This is a genomic window from Treponema pedis (assembly GCF_017161325.1).
Lineage (GTDB): Bacteria > Spirochaetota > Spirochaetia > Treponematales > Treponemataceae > Treponema_B > Treponema_B pedis.
This window is the reverse complement of the sequence record NZ_CP045670.1, coordinates 707,352-728,889: the sequence shown is the minus strand read 5'-3', so window position 1 is coordinate 728,889 and position 21,538 is coordinate 707,352. Positions and strand designations below refer to the sequence as shown.

General features: G+C 33.4%; 21 protein-coding genes and 2 pseudogenes. 18 read left to right on the top strand and 5 right to left on the bottom strand.

What is annotated here, in order from left to right:
* Positions 1–26: 26 nt before the first annotated feature.
* The 5 genes from DYQ05_RS03185 to DYQ05_RS03165 all read right to left on the bottom strand — a co-directional run bounded on the left by DYQ05_RS03185 (position 27) and on the right by DYQ05_RS03165 (position 5,954).
* A complete protein-coding gene (locus tag DYQ05_RS03185; protein WP_206183816.1) occupies positions 27–1,760 on the bottom strand; it encodes an AMP-binding protein in 1,734 nt (577 codons plus the stop codon).
* A gap of 94 nt (positions 1,761–1,854) precedes the next feature.
* A complete protein-coding gene (locus tag DYQ05_RS03180) occupies positions 1,855–2,472 on the bottom strand; it encodes a HutD family protein (RefSeq protein ID WP_206183815.1) in 618 nt (205 codons plus the stop codon).
* Entirely contained in the window at positions 2,469–3,104 is a 636-nt protein-coding gene (gene yihA / locus DYQ05_RS03175) for a ribosome biogenesis GTP-binding protein YihA/YsxC (protein WP_024466761.1), read from the bottom strand. The genes DYQ05_RS03180 and yihA overlap by 4 nt, the downstream gene beginning before the upstream one ends.
* Entirely contained in the window at positions 3,095–4,672 is a 1,578-nt protein-coding gene (locus tag DYQ05_RS03170; protein ID WP_206183814.1) for a glucose-6-phosphate isomerase, read from the bottom strand. The genes yihA and DYQ05_RS03170 overlap by 10 nt, the downstream gene beginning before the upstream one ends.
* A gap of 91 nt (positions 4,673–4,763) precedes the next feature.
* Positions 4,764–5,954, bottom strand: a complete 1,191-nt coding sequence (locus tag DYQ05_RS03165) for a galactokinase (protein ID WP_024466759.1) — start codon at positions 5,952–5,954, stop codon at positions 4,764–4,766.
* Positions 5,955–6,086: 132 nt separating this feature from the next.
* Between DYQ05_RS03165 and DYQ05_RS03160 the strand changes: the two genes are divergently transcribed.
* From DYQ05_RS03160 to DYQ05_RS03085, 18 genes and pseudogenes are all read left to right on the top strand, one after another.
* On the top strand, positions 6,087–7,208 hold the full coding sequence (locus tag DYQ05_RS03160; protein WP_206183813.1) for a YibE/F family protein: 1,122 nt from the start codon (positions 6,087–6,089) through the stop codon (positions 7,206–7,208).
* A 28-nt stretch (positions 7,209–7,236) separates the two neighbouring features.
* Positions 7,237–9,146 (top strand): annotated as a pseudogene (locus DYQ05_RS03155) (bifunctional metallophosphatase/5'-nucleotidase).
* Positions 9,147–9,455: 309 nt separating this feature from the next.
* Complete coding sequence (locus DYQ05_RS03150) at positions 9,456–9,944, top strand: hypothetical protein (RefSeq protein ID WP_206184162.1); 489 nt, start codon at positions 9,456–9,458, stop codon at positions 9,942–9,944.
* Between the two features lie 23 nt (positions 9,945–9,967).
* Complete coding sequence (locus DYQ05_RS03145; RefSeq protein WP_020964453.1) at positions 9,968–10,114, top strand: hypothetical protein; 147 nt, start codon at positions 9,968–9,970, stop codon at positions 10,112–10,114.
* 381 nt (positions 10,115–10,495) lie between these two features.
* A pseudogene (locus DYQ05_RS13600) lies at positions 10,496–10,664 on the top strand (integron integrase); the annotation flags it as partial.
* Between the two features lie 187 nt (positions 10,665–10,851).
* On the top strand, positions 10,852–11,589 hold the full coding sequence (locus DYQ05_RS03140) for a hypothetical protein (protein WP_020964452.1): 738 nt from the start codon (positions 10,852–10,854) through the stop codon (positions 11,587–11,589).
* A 230-nt stretch (positions 11,590–11,819) separates the two neighbouring features.
* Positions 11,820–13,070 (top strand): ApeA N-terminal domain 1-containing protein, encoded by a 1,251-nt coding sequence (locus DYQ05_RS03135; RefSeq protein ID WP_020964451.1) that lies wholly within the window; start codon positions 11,820–11,822, stop codon positions 13,068–13,070.
* 113 nt (positions 13,071–13,183) lie between these two features.
* Positions 13,184–13,534: a DNA polymerase beta superfamily protein gene (locus tag DYQ05_RS03130; RefSeq protein ID WP_206183812.1), complete on the top strand. Its 351-nt coding sequence runs from the start codon at positions 13,184–13,186 to the stop codon at positions 13,532–13,534.
* A 374-nt stretch (positions 13,535–13,908) separates the two neighbouring features.
* Positions 13,909–14,037, top strand: coding sequence for a hypothetical protein (locus DYQ05_RS14290; protein ID WP_264080058.1), 129 nt, complete (start codon positions 13,909–13,911; stop codon positions 14,035–14,037).
* Positions 14,038–14,061: 24 nt separating this feature from the next.
* The gene (locus DYQ05_RS03125) at positions 14,062–14,337 is read left to right on the top strand and encodes a hypothetical protein (RefSeq protein WP_144299182.1); all 276 of its coding nucleotides are present in this window, start codon (positions 14,062–14,064) and stop codon (positions 14,335–14,337) included.
* Positions 14,321–15,277 (top strand): radical SAM protein, encoded by a 957-nt coding sequence (locus DYQ05_RS03120; protein WP_020964450.1) that lies wholly within the window; start codon positions 14,321–14,323, stop codon positions 15,275–15,277. The genes DYQ05_RS03125 and DYQ05_RS03120 overlap by 17 nt, the downstream gene beginning before the upstream one ends.
* Entirely contained in the window at positions 15,274–16,824 is a 1,551-nt protein-coding gene (locus DYQ05_RS03115) for an ATP-binding cassette domain-containing protein (RefSeq protein ID WP_020964449.1), read from the top strand. Before DYQ05_RS03120 ends, DYQ05_RS03115 begins: the two co-directional genes overlap by 4 nt.
* A gap of 801 nt (positions 16,825–17,625) precedes the next feature.
* Positions 17,626–17,778, top strand: coding sequence for a YqaE/Pmp3 family membrane protein (locus DYQ05_RS03110; RefSeq protein ID WP_020964448.1), 153 nt, complete (start codon positions 17,626–17,628; stop codon positions 17,776–17,778).
* Positions 17,779–17,887: 109 nt separating this feature from the next.
* Positions 17,888–18,628 (top strand): HNH endonuclease, encoded by a 741-nt coding sequence (locus tag DYQ05_RS03105; RefSeq protein ID WP_020964447.1) that lies wholly within the window; start codon positions 17,888–17,890, stop codon positions 18,626–18,628.
* A gap of 295 nt (positions 18,629–18,923) precedes the next feature.
* The gene (locus DYQ05_RS03100; RefSeq protein ID WP_024465555.1) at positions 18,924–19,424 is read left to right on the top strand and encodes a YcxB family protein; all 501 of its coding nucleotides are present in this window, start codon (positions 18,924–18,926) and stop codon (positions 19,422–19,424) included.
* 18 nt (positions 19,425–19,442) lie between these two features.
* Complete coding sequence (locus DYQ05_RS03095) at positions 19,443–19,769, top strand: hypothetical protein (RefSeq protein ID WP_024465935.1); 327 nt, start codon at positions 19,443–19,445, stop codon at positions 19,767–19,769.
* A gap of 200 nt (positions 19,770–19,969) precedes the next feature.
* A complete protein-coding gene (locus DYQ05_RS03090; protein ID WP_024465936.1) occupies positions 19,970–20,437 on the top strand; it encodes a hypothetical protein in 468 nt (155 codons plus the stop codon).
* Positions 20,438–20,653: 216 nt separating this feature from the next.
* Positions 20,654–21,538, top strand: a complete 885-nt coding sequence (locus tag DYQ05_RS03085; RefSeq protein ID WP_020964444.1) for a Dam family site-specific DNA-(adenine-N6)-methyltransferase — start codon at positions 20,654–20,656, stop codon at positions 21,536–21,538.

The following is a 21,538-nucleotide window of genomic DNA, read 5'->3' as shown; positions in this document are numbered from 1 at the left end:
GCCGTTTAAAGTTTAAGAATTTATATTTAACTTGAAGTTTGTGCGGTTTTGTTTCCCAGCGAATATAAATACCTCTTTATTTTTTGGCTCGCCGTTTTTTCAAAACTTTCCACGATTTCAATTTTATCTATTTTGGAAAATTTATTTACTTTGGAATTTACGAAAAATTTTATTTCGTTTAACATTTCTTCACGTTTATAAAGCAGTGCATTGGAAATTTCGGAAACGGCACCGCCTATGGCTTCCTGAATTTCGGTTAAATTAGAGCGTAACACCGAATTCCCCGAATCCGACTTTGGCGAATCCGCTTGTTCGGCTTCTTTCAGCTTTTCTTCGTTTAATTGCACATAAGCTACAAGAGACGTGTTTTCACCTTCAACTACCAGAGATTCCGAAACCAGAGGGTGCTGGTTTAAAAGAAATTCAATATCTTCAGGGTAAATATTTTCTCCCGCAGCACCTAAAATCATATTTTTACATCTGCCTTTTAAAGTTATAATCCCTTTGGAATCCATGCAACACAAATCTCCGGTTTTAAACCAGCCGTCTTCGGTAAAGGCCGCCTTAGTAAGGTCAGGGGCATTATAGTAGCCTTTCATTACATTAGGACCTTTTACCCAAAGTTCTCCCACTCCGGTTTCCGGATTGGGGTCTCCTATTTTTATGTTTACACCGGGGACGGGGATTCCTATAGTACCTGGGATTGTTTTATTTACACCGGAGTAGGCTACAAGGGGGGAGGTTTCGGTAAGCCCGTAACCTATTGCATAGGGGAATTTCGCGTCTTTCATAAATTGCTCCACTATCGGGTCCGTTTTTGAACCGCCGAGTCCGAAAAATTTAATCCTTCCGCCGAAAGTTTTTTTCAGTTTTTTTCCTGCCTGACGGCATAAAAATTTTCTTCCCAATTTTGTAGCGTAAAGTTTTTTTATAAATGCGCCCGAATTAAAAACGGGTAAAATTTTCTGTTTGTAAATTTTTTCTATTACAATCGGAACGGTCAGCATAAAATTCGGCCGAATTTTTTGTAATGCAGGTAAAAGAATTCGCGGGGTAGGCGGTCCTTCCAAATAAAATACGCATGCTCCGTTTAAAATAAACATAACAAAGCCTATTGTAAATTCGTAAACATGGGACATAGGCAGCATGGAAAGAGCGACATCGTATTTATTTATACGCTGGCAGTGCTGTCCAGCAATTGCGGTAAATACCAAATTTTTATTTGTAAGAATAACTCCCTTGGAGCGCCCTGTAGTGCCTGAAGTGTATATTATCGAAGCGGTATCTTCTTCATTGCATTTAAATTCTTCAAGTTCGGTATTTACGCTCTTTTCTCCTTTTTTTACGGAAAAATCGGAGATATCTATTATAGTTTCCAAAGAGGCGATGTTTTCGATTTTGGATATAAGTTTTTCAAAAACGATTACGGTTTTTGCTCCGGAATGGGATATACAAGACTCCGTTTCGGTTTCGTTAAAATCGGGTAATAGGGGAACGGCTATAGCTCCCATAGTAACAACCGCCAGATATGCAACAGCCCAATTAGGCATACTGGGGCTGAAAATCGCAACCTTATCCGAAGGTTTTACGCCGAGCGAGTGCAATAGTATTTTTACGGAATTTATATTTTCGTTTAATTCTGTATATGTCATCGGTGTTCCCGATACAAAAGAAAGGGCGGGGCGTTCTCCAAAGTTTTTTACACTGTTTTTAAGCAAGGCTTGAAAAGTGTATTCTCCGAGTTCGTTAATGGTTTGCATAAAATCTCCATAAAATCAAAAATAAGAGTTAAAAACTCTTTTTAAAAACTTCTTATAATTTATAGACAATAAGGTATAAAGTAAAGTTGCAAATTTATTGAATTTTTAAAATTTTTCCATAGAATAAATTTGCATTACCGTCGGCCGAAATAAAAATCTCTTCTTTTTCTTCCGAAGCGGAAATATCTTCGTATTCAAAAATAATGAGCGTCATTTTATCCAAATTAAGATTTATTGAGGTATTATTTTTTGTGCCCATATTAAGATTACAGGAATTGTTATATGAAAACAGCCAACCTATTTCGTTTTTGAAAATTCCGAATTTTAAACTTGAATGTGAATTTAAAAAAAAGTTTTTTACGCTTGCTTCGGCATTTTCCTGTACCATAACATTAAAGTCGCGAACCTTACCCATACTTATTGTTTTTGCTCCGCCGTCAAATCCGTAAATTTCGTAAGGTTTTAATTTTGTAAAATATTTTTCATCGTGGCTTATTTTTAAATTTCCGGTAAGCGGAGCGATAAATCTTTGAATTCCGGGTAATACGGTAAATTCCGATTTTTCCGTGTCTACGGTTGCGGAGCTTAAACGGAATAAAAAATCTCTTTTAGAGTAATTTGCTCCGGGGGGATAAATAAAAAGCTGAGTTGTAGTTCCGCCCTGCCAAGTACTTGTAGTAAAATCCTGTTCCGTCAGTTTTGTTATTTTCATTTTTCAATACACCTTTTTTGTACAAAATTTAAAATTTCTTCCCGTCCGATTTTTTTTAACGTTGAGGTAAATAATATTATACTTTCGTCAAAATTAAAAAATTTAGCCCAAGTTTTTTTTACGTTTATTTGTTCATTTTTTCCGATTTTATCCGCTTTTGTTCCTACGATTACAACTTCAATATTAAGCTCATAAAAAAAATGTATACTGTTAAGCTCCACTTCCGTAGGCTCTCGGCGTATATCCATTAAAAAGAATATTGTTTTTAAAAGAGGGCGATTCGTACAATATTCATAAAGCATTTTATCGATTTCCTGTATTTTTCCGCCGGGAATTTTTGCGTAACCGTACCCGGGTAAGTCGGTAAATCCGAAAACTTCCGCTCCCTTTTTACACTTTAATGTACCTATTTTTGCTCCTGCCGGTTTATTTACCAAAAAGAAATTTACTTCGCGGGTCATTCCGGGTCGCGAGCCGGTTTTTACGAGATTTTTTCTGTTTACGAGCATATTGATTAAACTGGATTTTCCCGCATTGGAGCGTCCAAAAAAAGCGAATTCGGGAACTCCTAAATCGGGAAACTGTTCGGCTTTAACGGCCCCCTTTATAAATTCGGCATTTATTATCCGCATAACAATTCCGAAAATGCTTTTAATGCAGGAGGCATATCACCTGAAAGAACTTTTTTTGCCAAGGTCTTTCCCAATTGAACACCCTCTTGGTCGAAGCTGTTTAAATTCCATGCAAAACCTTGAAACATTACCTTGTTTTCAAAATGGGCAAGCAGAGCTCCTAAAGATTTAGGTGTAAGAGTTTCCCCGTAAATTAAACTTGAAGGACGGCCTCCTTCAAAATTTTTATTTTTATTTTCATCGCTTTTTCCTGCGGTAAAGGCAATAATTTGAGCAATTAAATTTGCAATAAGTTTTTGTTGATTGGTGGAATTTTCGCTTTTAATGTCCTCGTTTAATTGTCCTGTTTTAAAGCCTATAAATTGCAGAGGAATTATATCGCTTCCCTGATGTAAAAGCTGATAAAAAGAATGCTGTCCGTTTGTCCCCGGTTCTCCGAAAATTACAGGTCCGGTTTTGTATTTTACTGGCTCGCCTGAACGGTTTACCGTTTTACCGTTCGATTCCATATCCAACTGCTGCAAGTGTGAGGGAAAGCGGGAAAGGGCTTGACTGTAAGGAAGTACAGCCGTAGAAGAGTAATTTAAAACGTTGCGCTCATAAATTCCCAGCATTGCGTCCAAAAGAGCCGCATTTTTTTTTATATTGGGTTCCAGTGCAAGTTTATCGGCTTCCGCCGCTCCGCTTAAAAACTCTTCTACGGTTTTTATGCCGAAGGCAAGAGCCAGCACAACGGCACCGCACACGGATGTTGAAGAATATCTTCCGCCTATAAAATCGTCCATATAAAAAGAAAAAAAGTAATCTGGATTATTTGCAAGGGGACTTGTTTCACTTGTAACGGCAAGCATTTGCTTTGAAGGGTTAAGACCGTTTTTTTCCAAAATCGATTTTACGAAGCGTTCATTTGAAAGTGTTTCTTGAGTTGTGCCGCTTTTTGAAACTAAGATAAAAAGCGAAGTTTCCAAGTTTATGTTTTTTAAAACTTCGGCGCAGTCGTCCGGGTCAACGTTGGAAATAAAATGAGCTTTCAGTTTTTGACGGTTTTTTGCGTAAGCCCAATTTTTTAATGCAAGGTACATTGCTCTGGGTCCCAAATCGGAACCTCCTATTCCGATTTGTACAACATCGGTAAAATTTTTTCCGCTTGCAGTTTTAATCTTTCCCGTATGCACTTCTTCGGAAAATTTTTTAATTTTTTCAAGCTCATTTAAATAAAAAGAACGCATATTTGTCCCTCTAAAGATAACATCTTTGCCGAGCTGCCCGCGCGTTAAATGATGAAGCACCATTCTGTTTTCGCCGGTGTTTATGAATTCGCCGTTAAGTAAAAGCGTATATTTTTCGATTAGCTTTTGTTCATCGGCAAGGCTTTGGAGTGCCGATAAAATTTCTTCATTAACGGGTTTTGCGGAATAATTAAAATTTAAACCGCCTCCGGCATATACGGAAAAATTTTTAATCCGTTCCGAAATATTTTCACTTTTAAACACTTGAGGAAGATTTATCGGCTTTATTTTTTTTAATTCATTAAAAAATTTACATTTATCAAGATTGTTCCATTCCATAATTACCTCGCAAGTTTATAAATAATAGAAAAGATAAAGCCGAATGTCAAGCAGTTTTCGGTAAGACGGGTTGAATACATGAATACAAGCCTTATAGTACGACCGCTCCGTTTGCAATACTGCACGGGAAAAACGAAGCGGTTAAACCCGTTTCAGTTTTATATATTTTTCCCACCGATTGTGCGAATTGTGTAAAACAGTCTTTATGTACAATTGCAATCGCACAGCCGGAAAAACCCGCTCCCGTCATTCTGGCACCAAGGCAACCTTCTTGTTTAATTGCCGCAAAAAATAAAGAATCCAATTCTTTACCGGTAACTTCATAATCTTCTTTTAGAGAAATATGAGATTCGCATAAAAGTTTTCCGCATAATTTTAAATCATTTTGTTTTAGGGCTTCGACGGCTTTTGCAACCCGTTCGCTTTCGGTAACGCAATGACGTACTCTTTTTGTAATTGCTTCGCTGCAATTATTTTTTAGTTGCGGTTCGGCTTCTTTATAATCTTTAAAACTTAATTCGCATAAAAATTTTATTTGCTTATTTTGTTGCAAATATGCAAGAGCTTTTTCGCATTCGGCTTTGCGCTCATTGTATTTCGATTCTGTAAGTTTTCGGGGTTTATTGGAATTCATTACGGCAATTTTATAAGGCTCAATATTAAGAGGAATATATTTATATTCAAGAGAAGAAGTGTTAAGCAATATTGCGTTATTTTCTTTTCCCATTGTAATTGCAAATTGGTCCATTATTCCCGATTTTAATCCCAAAAAATCGTTTTCTACGCGTTTCCCGATTTTTGCAAGAGTAATTCCGTCTATTTTAAAATTGAATATTGAGCATACTGCCGTGCCGAAACCCGATTCCAATGCTGCAGATGAAGAAAGTCCCGAACCGGCAGGAATATCGCTTGATATTAAAACTTCAAATCCGCAAGTTATGTTTAAACCTTCGTCTTTTAAAAATTTTAACATTCCGTTTAAGTAATTTGCAAAACTGTTTTTAGACTCAAATTTAAAATTGTCATCTATGAAAAATTCAAAAAGTTTTTTTTCCCGTTTTGTTTTATAAATTATTTTTCTATCGGAGCGTTTACGTAATGCAATAAATAAAAATAAATTTATCGCCGCAGGAAACACCAATCCTCCGTTATAATCTATGTGTTCGCCTATTATATTTATACGGGCGGGAGCCGCAGCAATTATAATTTCATTTTCGGATTCCCCGTATTGTAAAATAAATTCTTCTTTTAATTTTTTTAAAGATAAATTTTTGTCCGTCAATTTAAAGCCTCCCCGTAAAACAGGTTTTAACGCAGGGACAAGCTATTACATATTTAATTATTTGTCAAGTAAATTAGGATTTTAAAATATGTTGACAGGCTCTTTAAATTCAAGGTATAATATTTAAAGAGTATGCGTGAAAAAATATTTATAAGTATGGTATTGTTGTGTACGATTTTCCTCTGTGTTTTTATGCCTAAAATTTCAAACGGTTTTAGACCTGCCTCGCCTTTTACACAAGAATTTGCTTCGGGAATCGTTTTGGACGTATTGGAAGAGGATTTGACTGCCGACCCCGTCATTGCCGGAAAATTCCGCGGAACCCAAAAACTTCGCATTAAAATTCTTGAAGGAAGCAATAAAGATAAAGAATTTGAAATTTATAATACCTTGAGCAGTCTTCACAACACTCTGGGGTATAAGGGGCTTAAGGCGGTTTTTACTTTGCGTGAACAAAACGGGAAAACCTCCGTATGGCTTTATAACCGAAAGAGGGATATTCATATTTATGTTTTGCTTGCGCTATTTTTTTCCTCTCTTCTTTTTTTAGGAAAAAAGCAGGGTGCAAAATCCATTTTAGGATTGGTGTTTACATGCACGGTAATAATTACCGTTTTGATTCCCGCTCTTTTTGCAGGACTTCCTCCGGTACCCGTTTCAATTTGTCTTGTGTCGATTATGGCCATCGTAAGTTTTATTTTAATAAGCGGTTTTACTCGTAAAACTTATTCGGCAATTTTCGGAACAATTTGCGGTATTACGATTGCGGGTCTTATTTCCGTTATTGTTTCTTATTCTGCGCAGCTTTCCGGTGTAAATATGGAAGGCGGCGAACAGCTTTTAAATTTGGCACCCGATTATAATCTTAAACTTAACGGGCTTTTATTCGTTTCAATTTTAATCGCCTCGCTCGGGGCGGTAATGGATGTAAGTATGTCCATTACCTCTTCTATGCAGGAAATTCTTTTTGCGAATCCTAAACTTACCAAAAAACAATTGTTTGCCGCCGGGCTTAATGTAGGAAAAGATATTACCGGAACAATGAGCAATACTCTTATTTTAGCGTTTGCGGGAACTTCTCTTCCTCTTGTTATGATGATTTGGGGATACGGAATGAGTTTTAAACAATTTATAAATATACCGCGCATTGTAATAGAAATTATGCACGGACTTTCAGGGAGTATAGGGCTTATTGCAGCCGTTCCCTGTACGGCTATTATTTCGGTTTTTGTGTTAAAACAGGAGTCGAATTAAAATATCATTTTTATAAGGAGTATGTAAAATGATGAAGAAGAAATTTTTACATGTATTTGCGGCATTGATTTTCGTTTTTTCGCTGGTTGCCTGCGTTGAAACAAAGTCCGCCGTAAAAAGTAATGAGCTTTCCTCAAAACGGGAAGCGAAGGCTATGGGAGAGCAGTCGGAGCAAGTTAATCTTACACATAAGATTATTGAAAAAGGTGCTGCCGGTGCCGAAAATGTAACAATCACAATCGGAGCAACGGGAGATGTTCACGGAAGATTATATTCTTATGAATATGCCGTTTGTGAAGAAGTGCAAGGCTCGGGGTTTGTAAAAATATTTACACTTGCACAGGCTTTACGCAAAGAAAATCCTAATGCGATTTTAATCGATGTAGGCGATACCGTTCAGGATAACAGTGCGGAGTTGTTTAACGACCTTGAAACTCACCCGATGGTTCAAGCTATGAATTATATGAACTTCGATGTTTGGGTACTCGGGAACCACGAATTCAATTTTGAAAAAGAATTTATTTCCCGCAATATTAGAAATTTTAACGGTGCTGTATTAAGTGCAAATATTAAAAATAAAAAAGACGGAAGTTATTTTGTTTTACCGTATCAGCTTTTTAATGTCGAAGGCGTACGCGTTGCGGTTGTAGGTTTATTGCCTCCGCATATACCTATGTGGGAAGCCTCCTCTCCTTCTCATTTTAAAGGATTGGAATTTGAAGAGCCGATTGATATTGCGCGTAAAACCGTAAACGAGCTGAAAGGTAAATACGATGTGCTTATCGGAGCTTTTCACTTGGGCCGTAACGGAGAACACGGCTCGAACAGCGGTGTTGTAGAAATTGCAAAACAAATCCCGGAGTTTGATTTAATTTTCGGCGGACACGAACATGCCCGCTATGCAAATGAAGTTGAAGGTATGAACGGAGATAAAACTTGGATTATAGAACCAGGGTGTTACGGCTGGGCATTGGCTGTAGGCGAAGTGAAAGTAAAGAAAGAAGACGGTAAATGGAAAATAGTTTCGGTAAAAGCCGAAAACCGTGAAACGGCAAAAATCGTCGCCGACAAACAAATGGAAAAAGAATTTAAATTTGTACACGATAAATCTGTTAATGATGCCAATTTGATTATCGGAAAAGTTACTGATGATTTTATTTCCCGTGTAGATTATATTACGGGTAACGAAAAAGTTACTACGATGCCTACAATTCAATTGGAAGATACGGCTCTTATAGATTTAATTAACGATGTGCAGCTGTATTACACAAAGGCGGATATCTCTTCCGCAGCAGCTTTCCGCTCCGAGATGAATTTGAAAAAAGGTGATTTTAAGAAAAAAGATGTTGCGTTTATTTATAAATATTCCAATACGCTGATGGGTATAAACATTACCGGTGAAAATCTTTTAAAATATATGGAATGGTCGGCTTCATATTATAACACTTCAAAAAAAGGTGATGTAACGATTTCGTTTAATCCTGAAGTGCGCAGTTATAATTATGATATGTTTGAGGGAGTTACTTACGATATTGATATTTCCAAGGAAGCGGGAAATAGAATTAAAAATGTAAAGTTAAACGGAAAAGATATTGAGCCGAAAAAACGCTATAAATTGGCTGTAAACAATTACCGCTTCGGAACGCTTCAAAAATTAAATCTTGCTTCGGAAAAAGATGTTTATTACGATTCTTATAAAGTAATGCAGGATTCGGGACGCATAAGGGATTTAATCGTAAAGTACGTTCAAGAAGTTACAAAGGGAACTATAACGCCTAAAACGAATTTCAACTGGAAAATAACGGGGTTTGATACCGATGTTGAAGGCCGCGAAAAAATTCTTGCGGATATTAAATCGGGTAAAATAAAAATTCCGAAATCGGCAGACGGAAGAACTCCAATGTAAAATCGATAAACGTAAGCGATTTTAATAAATAAAAATAACAGTCGGCTCGGTCTGAAATACGACCGAGCCGTTTTTTTTAATTATATAAATAAATTCCTTAAGTCAATTTCTTTTTCGGTCGGATTTAACGTACTGTAATGCGCCCTCTTGACAAAGCGGGGGGGGGGGGGGGGTATAATAGAAGAAATCAGTACTTTTTAAAAGTACTAAAAAAGGAGCGAAAGAATGTTGGATTGACCTTCCTTAATGCAGGCGGGCACGGAACCAATCAAAGCATTTTTTCGACTTCAAAATAAAGATAATTGCAATGAAAAAAAGGACATTGCAAGAAGGAGTTGAAAATGATGAAACAAAAAAAAATAGTTTCAATGATTGGAGTATTAGTTGTAATAATTGGTGCAGTAGCTTTAATTACAGGTTGTCCTAATAAGCCGGCGGAATATACAAAAGAAGATTTCGTTTTAAAATTTAAAAATGAAAGCGGTCAAAAGTGTTATGTGGAAATACACGGTTGGTCATACTCTACAGAAACAGTTATTGCTAATGGTGAAAACTGGGAGAGTTCTTTTGATTTTCCGCCTGTGTTAAAAACTGAAATACCTGTAGGCGGTGAAAAAAATATAACTGTTAAAGATGTCGTTGTAAGCGAAAAAACTTCTAAACGAATTAAGCCATATAATCAACATTTTATGATCTTAGTGGTGTCTGACAGTCCTATGTATAGCGGCAAATGGCACAATTTTGATAGTAAATCCAAAACTCAATATACGGAAGGAACTTTCCATATAAAATTAGAAGGAAATACCTTTACGGTTGATTTTACAAATTAAAAGCATAAGGAGAGCATATAACTATGAGTAAAAATAAACCGATAAAACCGGTTGATAATCAATCAAATATGCAAAATCCCAATAAGGGAACAGCCGGTACAAATCGTCAGTATGACCAAAATCAAGGTAATCGCGGCGAGCAACTTAATCCGAATAAAAAAGGAAAGTAATTTGTAGTATATGTAGTAATAAGTTCCGTGATTATTACATATACCATTTATTTATTGGTTAACAAAAAGAAAATCTAACACCCGCTTCAACTTTTCGCTTTCTTTTAGGCAATTTATTTTACAACTTACCGTATTAATAATGATTCTAATGTAATGCTGGACATTTTATAGTATCTGTGTTATCATTATTTCGGAGAAAGAATTTTACCGCCTATAGCATGTTTCGGCTGCATTTGAATCACGGTTAATTTTTGCAATCTTTTTTATACTGCTTGCAGGCATGTGCATTTTTTTTGTGCATAAGACCGGCAAGGTTTCTATTGCCCGACGGCGGTAAAGATTATTGCTATTGGAGGGAGCCCTTTGGGCTTTAAACAGACGGACAGCATTGTCCGTGCTAAAAAACTGCCTGCCGTGATGACCCCGCGAGGAAGCTGCAACGATATTTTCGCTTTTGCCCGATAACGAATACGCTCTTTTTATAAAGCTCCTCTATGGAACGGGAATGCGCCTTATGGAAGCTCTCCGCCTTCGTGTTTGGCGAATGGACGCGATTTAACGAAGATAGGTCTAATCTGTCAAGTGTATGTTTATACACTCAATTATTTTATGGTAGAAAGATTTATCTTTTAAATTTATTTGGATATTAGGTTGCAAACTAGTGATTTTTATGGTATAATGAAGAAAGGTCGAAAAGATGTTAGATGGACGTCAACATTAGGGCGCTTAGGGAAAAAATGAAAAGAATAATTCTTTTTACTGTAATTTATTGTTTAATATTTTTGAAAGCTTTTACTCAGACTAATGAAGAATTTTTAATGCTTTATAAAAATGAGAACATAAAGGAAATAACTGTTACTAAAAGAAATCTTAACGAGCAGGAAAAAAGCATTACGGTAAAATTAAACGAAAATCAAAAATCAGAATTTCTTAACCGGCTTAAGCATGCGAAAAAAGAAAAATATATAAAAGCACTACTTTTATATAAAGCTGAAATTTATTATATCGATGATAAAACTGAAGAAATATGGTTGAACGGTAAAGTAATTAAAAAAGAAGATGGAACAACTTATAAACTTGAAAACAATTTACAGTTATTTATAAATTCTTTATTCTCCAAGGAAGATACTTCAAAACTTTATAAAGAAAAAATTATAAAAACAGAAAACCGCAATATTCATGTGTATCAGGCAAATTATTCAAGGAATGATTTGATTTTTATAAGTGGAATTACTTCAGATATTAATTCTCCAAAAACTTATGATTGTACATGGAAAGTTGGTCAAGAACTATTAGATGTTCAAAATAGCTCCCTAAAGAAAAAACATCTGAAAGACTATATTAAAAATGAAAAATTACAGGAACTTGCAGACTTGTACATAAAAGATGTTTATAATCCAAGCTGGAAAAATGAAATACCTTTATTTTATTCGCATTATGAATTACATCCATTAGACGAGCAAAATAATAAATGAATTATCTATTTTATTTATGTAACAAAAGAACATAAGAATTCAAAAAAATATTGGGATGAAGTTGTTTTTATGATGCCAGATGGTACAATAATAATAAGTGAAAATAATGCAGAAGAAATCAAATTTAAAGAATAATCGTATAACATGCGCTTCGAATCGGATTTTGCGGTCAATCCGCAAAACCGTTTAAGCGAGAAGTTAGGTGTACAGATTTTGAGGCATAAAGAATAATGAGAACAAATACTAATATCAAATCTACTGCATTATTTTTTCTTGAAGGAAAATCATATAGTGGTATATTAGAAGTCAGACAGGGAAGTCAAATACTCGGTAAAATATTAACCAACAATTCGCTTGATAAGGATGACTTAACAACCGGCTACTTTCTAAATGTTGTGCATGTGATTATTAGAGAAAATAACATCCTTGGAACATTATTTAATTGTGAAATATATAATTCTTGTACGTCATCATATGGTTTATATGAATACACAATTGTATCTAGCTATTTAATTACTGGAGATCGTTTTGATAATGAGGAAGAAATTAAAATAACAAAATTATCATTTATCAATAATGATTACTCTGCATTAATTGGCAATAGTCTTGTTAAAACAGTTATAAATACGAAAGAAAACCGAACGGTTATCAAAATAGAAAATGAAACAAAAAGTTCTATCAATGAATTTACTAATTACCGTGCATATCAAGAATCATTTCATAAACGACATAATATAAACAGGAATGAATTTAAAGTTCATCAAACCAATGCACTTGTATATGAATTTAAAACAAAACTAGGTATTTATGATATTAGAAGATTTATACTTCAAATAGAGTTATTTTTTACATTGCTTTTTCAGCATCCATCACTAAATGAGGAAATTATATTCTTTGTTACAGATGATACAGGCAGAGAATCTTTCCGGCATATTTATTTTACAAGGAAAAAATTCAATGAATGCAAAGCGAATCTCAATCAGGATATTTTTCCATCTAGTGAATTAATCAGTAATATTTTTCGATACATTGAAAATTGGCTGCTATTTGTGAATAAAATACCATTTATTGAAAACTATATAGTTTCATATTTCACAACTAACTTTATTGATCAAAAAGTTCAAGGTCAACTTTATCTCTTAAATAGTATTCATCCATTTTTCTTTGGTAAAACACAAGTAAACAAGTATTCAGGATTAATCGAAAAAGTAAGGCAATCATCACTAGATCAGGTGGATAAAGATGAAATTATGCAAATGTTAGCAATTAGGAATGGATATGGCTTCAGAAAAATGCTAATTGATCTATTTGATCGATATAAGCAACGTATAACAAAGGAAGATATCAATACTTTAAATTCTTTTAGGTCTTCACAAGCACATGGCGGTAGTTTTTCATTAGAAATTACAGAGTATATTAGATTTAACAAAATGCTATTTAATTTATTGCTGAGAATTGTTAGGGAAGTAATAGAAAAATAAAAAGTATCTAACACTCGCTTCAACCTGACATTGCGGAGTAGCCGCAAATGCAGGTTAAGCGAATGTTAGCTGGAGTCCGCGTCGCGGAGCTGAAGAATCAGAAAGGATTTTATATGAGTGAAATTGAATATGGAATGAGAGTAAATATTGAGAAAAAACTCGCACAAATAGAACAAGATTATCAAATTAAAATAATTCTAGCTGTTGAGTCAGGATCTCGAGCTTGGGGATTTGAATCAACAGATAGTGATTATGATATTAGATTTATTTATAAAAACAATCCAGATTGGTACATTCAGGTGTTGCCCAAACGAGATGTAATTGAGTTACCAATAAATGCTATTGATGATTATTCCGGATGGGATATTAAAAAAGCTTTAATATTCTTAAATAAATCAAATCTTGTTCTGTTTGAGCGGTTAACATCTCCTATATTCAGATTATTTAGATGCTATTTTACTTAACATAATAAAATAAAGAATTCAGCTAATACCCGCTTCAACCTGATGTTTTCTTTGTCACGATTTGTGCTGTTGCTTCGTTCCTGACGCACAAGTCTCACCAAGTCCTTCGGGCACGAAACCACAGGTTAAGCGAATGTTAGAACGACACTTCGCACGATTAATTAAAATATCGAAAAATATATAAGTTTTATACATTAAAACTTAATCAGGAAAATAAAACTTTTATATTAAGTATTTTAACTCATTGAGGATGTAATAAAATATAGGTTTTCTGGACTGTTTTGTGTTTATGATACTTAATTTTTTACGAAAAAGAATATTTTTATCTTGATATTTCAAAATAAATATGCTATACTCTTACTAAGGAGGTCTATATGGACAAGTTTGATTTTACGGATGAATTGCAACGTATTATTGTGGTCATTACTCCATGCTGCGCATGTTCAGGTAGCGATGACAACCCATGGCCAGTAGGGGAAGATCCAGGTGCTGGGAGTAAGTAAATTGTTGTTTAGTAGATGAATAGTATGAATATAAGAATTGGGGAAAGCGTTGTAATGAAGCTTTCGCACATATACTCTGGTAAGGTTCTAATCTACCCCCAGTGTAATGCGGGGGTTAAGTTGGGCGGTAAGTGTTATATAGATTTACAGATACTTTCTAGTATTTTCCGTCTTTTGCCTACTAGTGTTGATGTGTTAAAAACAGAGTTAGCAGAGTTATATTCTGTTGATACTGTGGTTATTTCCAAAGTGCTTGAGATATTGTGTAATGCTGGGGCTTTAGTTGAGCAGAAAATATGATATTATTTGCGTAACCCTTGAGTTGACATATAGTTGTAACTTCAGTTGTATTCATTGCTATGTGCATGGTGCAGTTGTTGCACCATGCTTTTTTGACATTACAAATCTAGCGGTGCTATTAGATTTTTTAAATGAGTACGAAGTGCAGAGGGTTTATTTGATGGGTGGTGAGCCATTGTTACACCCAGATTTTAATTTGATTTATTCTGTGTTATACGATAATGGCTTTCAGGTAGCACTCACCACTAATGGATCTTTAATATCAGACGCAATTGTTGAGCTATTTAAATCGAAACCTCCTGCAATTTTGTGGATTAGTATTTATGGTTTTTCAAAAACTGAGTATTTAGATGTTACGAATACTGATTCATATGAAAGGGTGTTTTCAAATATTGATAAATTGAGTAACAGTGGTATTAGTACATACTATAAATTAATTGTTACCAATAAAATTAAAAATGTAAATTTACTTTTAGACTTTTTAAAAAATCATGATACGGCATTTTTTTATTGTTTTTTTATGCCAACACTTAATGGTAAAATATCCCCTTTGAAGGTTCAAATGCCATATGATGACATTATTAAATTATACAATAGTGCAGGACGACAATTCAAAGAAAGATTATTGCCCACGCATTGTAATATACCAGATACTGGTTTGGTGGTGCAACCACAGGGTATTGTGCGTCCATGCATTCCGTTCCCTTTTCACACAGAAGGTAATTTGTTTTACTGTGACAACTTTAGGACTGTTTTAGATGAGTCAAGAGCCTTGCATGAAAAGTATTGCGTGTATACTGAAGAATGTGAGTACTGTGAGCAAAGGAGTGTGTGTAGTTGTCCAATTAATATTCGTCTTTTTGGAAAAGACAAGAAAATGCGTTGTGAAATGACAAAACTATTTACTCATGAGTATAAATTTAACTGTGAGGACTTATGAAAGATTTAATTAAACGACTTGGTGCACTATTTTGGAAAGTTCAAATACTGTGGTTTTGTGTTCATGGGGGTATTGCTATAATAACTTTTTTTGAAACATATTATTTAAAAAAAGTGATTGATATTTATTTTGCAAGTCAAATGATACCAGAAAATTACAATGACTTTCTGAAATATATTTTAGTTATAGTTTTGTTAGTATGTGTGAATTTTTTGAATGTGCTTTTAGCAAAGCATGTAGGAAAAAAAGTTTATGCTGATTTGTCGCAAAGACTGACATATCAGTTTTTAAATTTAAAATGGTATGATGTGTATTCACGTAATGCGGCTGACACAGTTAAACTTTTGAATAATGATGTAAATAGGCTCATGCCAATTTTATTTGGCTTTTTCCCGGTACTCGCAATAAATATTTTAGCAATTGTTTTTTACTGTGTATATTTGTTTTTTAAAAGCATGCTTATTACTGTTTTACTTTTGATTGCATTTGTAATTTTATCTTTTGTTTCATACATTTTTGATAAGATATTAAAAAAGGATAGTAATGCACAGAGAGAAGCATATGTGCATAAAGAAAGTTTTATTATCAACATGTATAATAACTTTAAGTATATCTTTGCAAATCAAAGATTAAAGAATACTTTGGATGACTTCAATGCAGTAAATGAAGTTCTGAATGAAACCTCCATTCAGATTGCATACCATAACCAGATTTCAAGTTTTTTGTATACAACAGTAAGTACTATAACTATTTTATTGGCATTTATTATTTTGTTTTTTCTAAAACAAAAAGACTCTGCAACTACAGCAGGGCTTGCGGTACAAATCAGTACATTGATTTCGCAAGCCCTGAAATATTTTTCTTCATGCTTACGTGCTAAGAATCAATTAAGTATGGCAAGTGCATCTATTGGCAGAATAAATAATCTTTATGAAAAAGAGCATTCCGGTGCGGTGCCGAAGAGCTTGCCGCAAAGCGTAGAAATAATTTGGGAGGATTCAAGGGAAAGCATTAATTTTGAATACAACAAAATAAATATAATTCGCGGCGCAAATGGAAAAGGAAAAACGACATTACTGAATAGTCTTTGCGGATTGGAACATATATATGCCCCTGAAATAAAACCGAATGGCACACTTTCTGCGACTGCACCGAAAAAATTATGCTACATTACAAATACAACATGCTTGTGCAATGGAACAGTGTTGGAAAATATCACTGAAAATTCTGAAAAGCTGAATATTGATGTAAGTACTATTTTGCAACTTGTTGGTATTGATGCTGAAACAAAAGTTGAAAATTTTGGTGAAAATTTAAGTGCCGGTCAAAAACAAATTGTACATATCTTGAAATTATTAAATAGTAATGCTGATGTTTTTATAATGGACGAACCTGATTCTGCTTTAAGTAATGAAGCATGCTTATGGCTTTATGAAATTATGCAGTCGCTTGTGAAAAACAATAATAAAACTTTTGTGTTGGTTTCACATAATGCAAACATTATGGATAATTTTGACGGTGATGATGTGCACATATTAATTTTTTAGGAAAAATGAAAGTTGCAATTCTGAATTATCATGTGATTTGGATTTGAAATTAGATTGCTTTAGCAATATGATGTTGATGAATAAATGTAATAATCTTTCTGTAATGTCTAAAATTCATCATAATCAACTGATAAATTTATTCTTAGAAATAAGCATATAAACTAAATGTTGGCATTAGGAAAGATAAAGTAGCATTTATTATAACAATAAGTGATTATGATGAAAATATAATCAAAAATATAAAAGATTGCTAAGGGAAAGTGCTTCGCAGCAATTGGCGATCTAACATCCGCTTCAACGCTGACATTGTCTTTGTCATGGAAATTGCTTGTACTGTCGCCGCTAAAGCGGTTCAGTTTCTTTTATGCAATTTCCACGCCAAGTCCTAAACGGGCACGGCAATGCAGGTTAAGTGAGAAGTTGGACAGATGTCTTACGGCACAATTAACTGCAACTTTGAAAAGTTGGGGTATGTGTTTTTGTAAATTAAAGTTTTAAAACCCGATTTATAGCTTATTTTTTGAATAAAGCCATATCCTATTATAATATCTACTTGGATAAGGAAAATAAAATTTTAGTTTTATAGTAAAATTTTCAGATTTTTTATTTATGAATGTATAGTAATAAAAAGTAAAATAGTTTAAAATTAAAAGCGTATTTATTAATATAAGCGATAACGATTTGGTTGATGTGATAAAAAATTATATTGATATTTGAATAAGTACAAAAAGCATTGATATAGAAATTATATGAAATATTTTATTATATAAATGCAAGAAATATTGACTGGGAGATTATAAGATGGGATGCGGAAGGGCAATATTATGTATAATTTTTCCTCCATTGGCGGTTTTAGACCGTGGTTGCGGAGCAGTTTTACTTACACTGCTTTTAACTTGTTCAGGCTGGATTCCGGGCGTTATAGCTGCTATTATTTTTAATAGCAAGAAGTAAAAGTGTCTAACACCCACTTCAACCTGACATTGCGGAGGAGCCGCAAATGCAGGTTAAGCGAATGTTAGATGGATGCCCGCACTGGGGCGCAGGTTGAAAAATAAAAAAAATGGAAATACTTTTTTGTAAAATAGGATGGTCATCTTCATATAATGGAGATGTTTCTGATAAACCTGTCAATGGTGGTTCGTATAATAAAACTCAAATTGGACATGAAATCCATAATTATAAAAGTTTTAATGGTACATATTATGGATATGTACAATCAACAAAAGCTGTAATAGATGTTTCTAAGTTAGATACAAATGCTTTTGAAAAAGCGGAAAACATTTTAGTTGTTTGGTGTTCTACAAGAAAAACAGGTGGGCAAGTTATTGTAGGATGGTATAAAAATGCTACTGTTTACAGAGAACATCAAATTGTTCCAAATGAAGTAATGTTTGAAAGAAATCTACAAGATCATAATTTTTATAATATAGTTTCTAACGATGTATTTTTAATACCTGAAAATGAAAGAACCTTTAAAATCGATTTTAAAGGTAGAAATGTTTGGTATGGAGAAGAAAATTTAAAACAAAGCGTTTTAGAGTATATAAATAATTATACCCAGAATTATAACAATAGAATTATAGAAATTGAAAAGAATTGTGCTGATTTTACAGGAGAAGAAAAGGAAGCTATTGTAAAAGTACGAATTAATCAAGATAAGTTTAGAAAAAATTTATTAGAAAAATATAAAAAATGTTGTCTATGCGGAGTTCAGTGCACAGATTTATTGGTAGCAAGCCATTTGAAGCCATGGAGTGTAAGTGATAAAAAAGAAAAGCTTGATATTGGAAATGGTTTATAACTTTGTCCCAATCACGATAAACTTGTAGATAAAGGATTAATTAGTTTTGATAAAGACGGAAGCATACTTATTTCACTAAAAATCAATGAGTATGATAGAATATTTATGAATATAAATTCTGATATGAAAATTGAAATTACAGAAGACAATGCTTATTATGTTTCCTATCATAGAAATAATGTATTCAAGGAATAAGCACGTAACATGTGCTTCAAATCGGATTTTGCGGTCACGCTGCAAAACCGTTTAAGCGCGTAGTTATGTGGATGCCCCGCTGTGGCACAGGGAGAAAAAAATGGAATATGTTCTAAAAGGTAAATTAAGTTTGGAAGATTATACAAATTTTTATAGAGCAGCCATTCTACATAAAAAAAGTTATTTTTTTATGCTGCTTATTTGTTTTTTTGTAATTTTCTCAAGCACAATTTCAAGCATAATAAAGTATCCAAGAATTGAAAATATAATAGCTCAATTATTACCTGTTTTATTTATCTTTGCCATATATTTTTTAATACTTAAAATTTTTAGAAATTATTCATTTAAGAGTGATAGGACCTTAAAAGATGAGATTATACTCACATTAACAGAGAATGGTATAAATTTAGCATCTTGTAGAGGTTCGTTTAGTTATACGCTTGAGGATTTCAGAAAAATTATTATCAATAAAAAATTAATCGCAGTTTATGTATCATATACAAAAGCTATTTTAATTCCCCGACATTTCTTTAATTCAAAAGAGGAAGAACTTGAAATTAAATCTTTTATAAAAGAAAAATATTCGCCTCAAAAAAACTAATCAAAATAAGGAGAAAAGATGAATAAAAATGGAATTGGCAAACTAATACTCATTGGAATTAACTATTACAATGAAAATAATGAATTGTTAGAACAATACCAAACAAGCGGGATTATAGAATCTATAACTGAAAACGAGATTAAAATAAAAAGAGAAAATCATAAAGAATTATTCACAATTCCGAATGATGATAGGGCTATTATAGAAGCAAAGCCGGGAGAATATAGAGAAAGACAAAGTGGGAAAATAATTAAAAATCCCGATTTCATATCACAATGGATAATTAATGGTACCGGTAGTAAAAAGAATATTGAAAGGTATAAGGAAAAAGGTTTTGAATTATAAAAATCACATAACTCCCGCTTCAACCTGGCATTGCGGAGGAGCCTGCAAATGCAGGTTAAGCGAATGTTAGGCGGACTTGCCTTACGGCGCACTATAAGTATTACTGAATGATTTTTTTCGTAGTCATATATGTCCTTATGTCATTCAATTTTAGAAAGATGACCCTTTGAAACAGGTGATTATATTTTGGAGACTTGAATATGATAACTATTAAAGACATATTTCCAATTGTATTGTTAACAATGTTGTCTATACCAATAATTATATTTATTGGAGCATTTTTCCTAAAAATGCGGATGAAGAATGGTGGTTTAAAGCCAATCGCATTGATAGAAATGTCATCAATAGTGGTATTAAATATACTTAGAAAAAAGTATGGATTTATGCTATGTACAATACAATCGTTAAAATTACTGGATGATTACATTGAGGAAATATTACAAAAAGAGGATAAAGCAAAAGTGCTAGATAATAATGAGTTATTATTTCAGCTTGGATCATATCTAGGACAGGTTTTAAAGTATCGTAAAAAGTATAAGTGGAAGATTGATAATAACGACGTATATATGGAAAAGAAGGGAAGTGTTATTAATCCACATGATAAAGTAAGGAAAAGAATTTGTAATGGCAAAGAAGACAGTCTTTATGAATATGCTATTTTGGTATAGAAGAAAGCACCTAACACCTGCTTCAGCCTGACTCGGTTATGTCACGATTTTTGCTAGTCGTCGCTGCGCTCCTCGGCAAGAATTGCGCCATGTACGCCTCGCAGGTTAAGCGAATGTTGGATGGACACGCCACTGACGCGGAAGACTAAAAAGGTAGTATAAATTTTTGTAAAAATTTGGTATAATTGGAATATGAACCGGATTATTGCATCACCTATGAATTATATAGGTGGAAAATATAAAATACTTCCACAAATTTTGCCGCTTTTTCCTGAAAATATAGGAACTTTCGTAGATTTATTCTGCGGCGGCTGCAATGTCGGCATAAATGTATCTGCAAAAAAAGTAATTTTTAATGATAATCTTTCATATTTAATTGATTTATATAAAAAATTTGAATCTTTATCTGAAAATGATGTTATAAACCATATTGAAAACCGTATAAAGCAGTTCAATCTTTCGCTTACAAATAAAGACGGCTACTTGGAATTACGAAAATTTTACAATCAAGAAAAAAATCCTCTTGATTTATTTGTTTTAACGGCGTACTCTTTTAATCATCAGATAAGATTTAATAATTCTCACGGATTCAACAATCCTTTTGGTAAAGATAGAAGTTGTTTTAATGAACACATGAAAACAAATCTTTTGAATTTTCTAAAAGAACTTAATTCAAAAAATACAGAATTTACTTCTTTCAATTTTGATGAATTTGATTTTTCAAAACTTTGTGAAGACGATTTTGTTTATTGCGACCCGCCATATTTAATTACGACTGGCACTTACAATGACGGTAAGCGAGGTTTTACAGGCTGGAACGAAGAACAAGAAAAAAAACTTTTGCAAATTCTTGACGAGTTGAATAAAAAAAATGTTTATTTTGCTCTTTCAAATGTTCTTGAACATAAAGGTAAAGAGAATCTGATTTTAAAAAACTGGATTGAAGGAAAAAAATATTTTGTTTCATATCTTGTAAAGAATTATTCAAATTCAAATTATCACACAATTGACCGAAATAAGAATTCAACTGTTGAGGTTTTAATAACTAATTACAATCCTCAAACTTTGGCTCAAGAAAAATTCGCTCTAAAGTTGGCTTAA

Coding starts and splice junctions, on each gene's coding strand:
- DYQ05_RS03185 (WP_206183816.1), bottom strand. CDS start 1,760: ATGCAAACCATTAACGAACTCGGAGAATACACTTTTCAAGCCTTGCTT.
- DYQ05_RS03180 (WP_206183815.1), bottom strand. CDS start 2,472: ATGAAAATAACAAAACTGACGGAACAGGATTTTACTACAAGTACTTGG.
- yihA (WP_024466761.1), bottom strand. CDS start 3,104: ATGCGGATAATAAATGCCGAATTTATAAAGGGGGCCGTTAAAGCCGAA.
- DYQ05_RS03170 (WP_206183814.1), bottom strand. CDS start 4,672: ATGGAATGGAACAATCTTGATAAATGTAAATTTTTTAATGAATTAAAA.
- DYQ05_RS03160 (WP_206183813.1), top strand. CDS start 6,087: ATGCGTGAAAAAATATTTATAAGTATGGTATTGTTGTGTACGATTTTC.
- DYQ05_RS03150 (WP_206184162.1), top strand. CDS start 9,456: ATGATGAAACAAAAAAAAATAGTTTCAATGATTGGAGTATTAGTTGTA.
- DYQ05_RS03145 (WP_020964453.1), top strand. CDS start 9,968: ATGAGTAAAAATAAACCGATAAAACCGGTTGATAATCAATCAAATATG.
- DYQ05_RS03140 (WP_020964452.1), top strand. CDS start 10,852: ATGAAAAGAATAATTCTTTTTACTGTAATTTATTGTTTAATATTTTTG.
- DYQ05_RS03135 (WP_020964451.1), top strand. CDS start 11,820: ATGAGAACAAATACTAATATCAAATCTACTGCATTATTTTTTCTTGAA.
- DYQ05_RS03130 (WP_206183812.1), top strand. CDS start 13,184: ATGAGTGAAATTGAATATGGAATGAGAGTAAATATTGAGAAAAAACTC.
- DYQ05_RS14290 (WP_264080058.1), top strand. CDS start 13,909: ATGGACAAGTTTGATTTTACGGATGAATTGCAACGTATTATTGTGGTC.
- DYQ05_RS03125 (WP_144299182.1), top strand. CDS start 14,062: ATGAATATAAGAATTGGGGAAAGCGTTGTAATGAAGCTTTCGCACATA.
- DYQ05_RS03115 (WP_020964449.1), top strand. CDS start 15,274: ATGAAAGATTTAATTAAACGACTTGGTGCACTATTTTGGAAAGTTCAA.
- DYQ05_RS03110 (WP_020964448.1), top strand. CDS start 17,626: ATGGGATGCGGAAGGGCAATATTATGTATAATTTTTCCTCCATTGGCG.
- DYQ05_RS03105 (WP_020964447.1), top strand. CDS start 17,888: ATGGAAATACTTTTTTGTAAAATAGGATGGTCATCTTCATATAATGGA.
- DYQ05_RS03100 (WP_024465555.1), top strand. CDS start 18,924: ATGGAATATGTTCTAAAAGGTAAATTAAGTTTGGAAGATTATACAAAT.
- DYQ05_RS03095 (WP_024465935.1), top strand. CDS start 19,443: ATGAATAAAAATGGAATTGGCAAACTAATACTCATTGGAATTAACTAT.
- DYQ05_RS03090 (WP_024465936.1), top strand. CDS start 19,970: ATGATAACTATTAAAGACATATTTCCAATTGTATTGTTAACAATGTTG.
- DYQ05_RS03085 (WP_020964444.1), top strand. CDS start 20,654: ATGAATTATATAGGTGGAAAATATAAAATACTTCCACAAATTTTGCCG.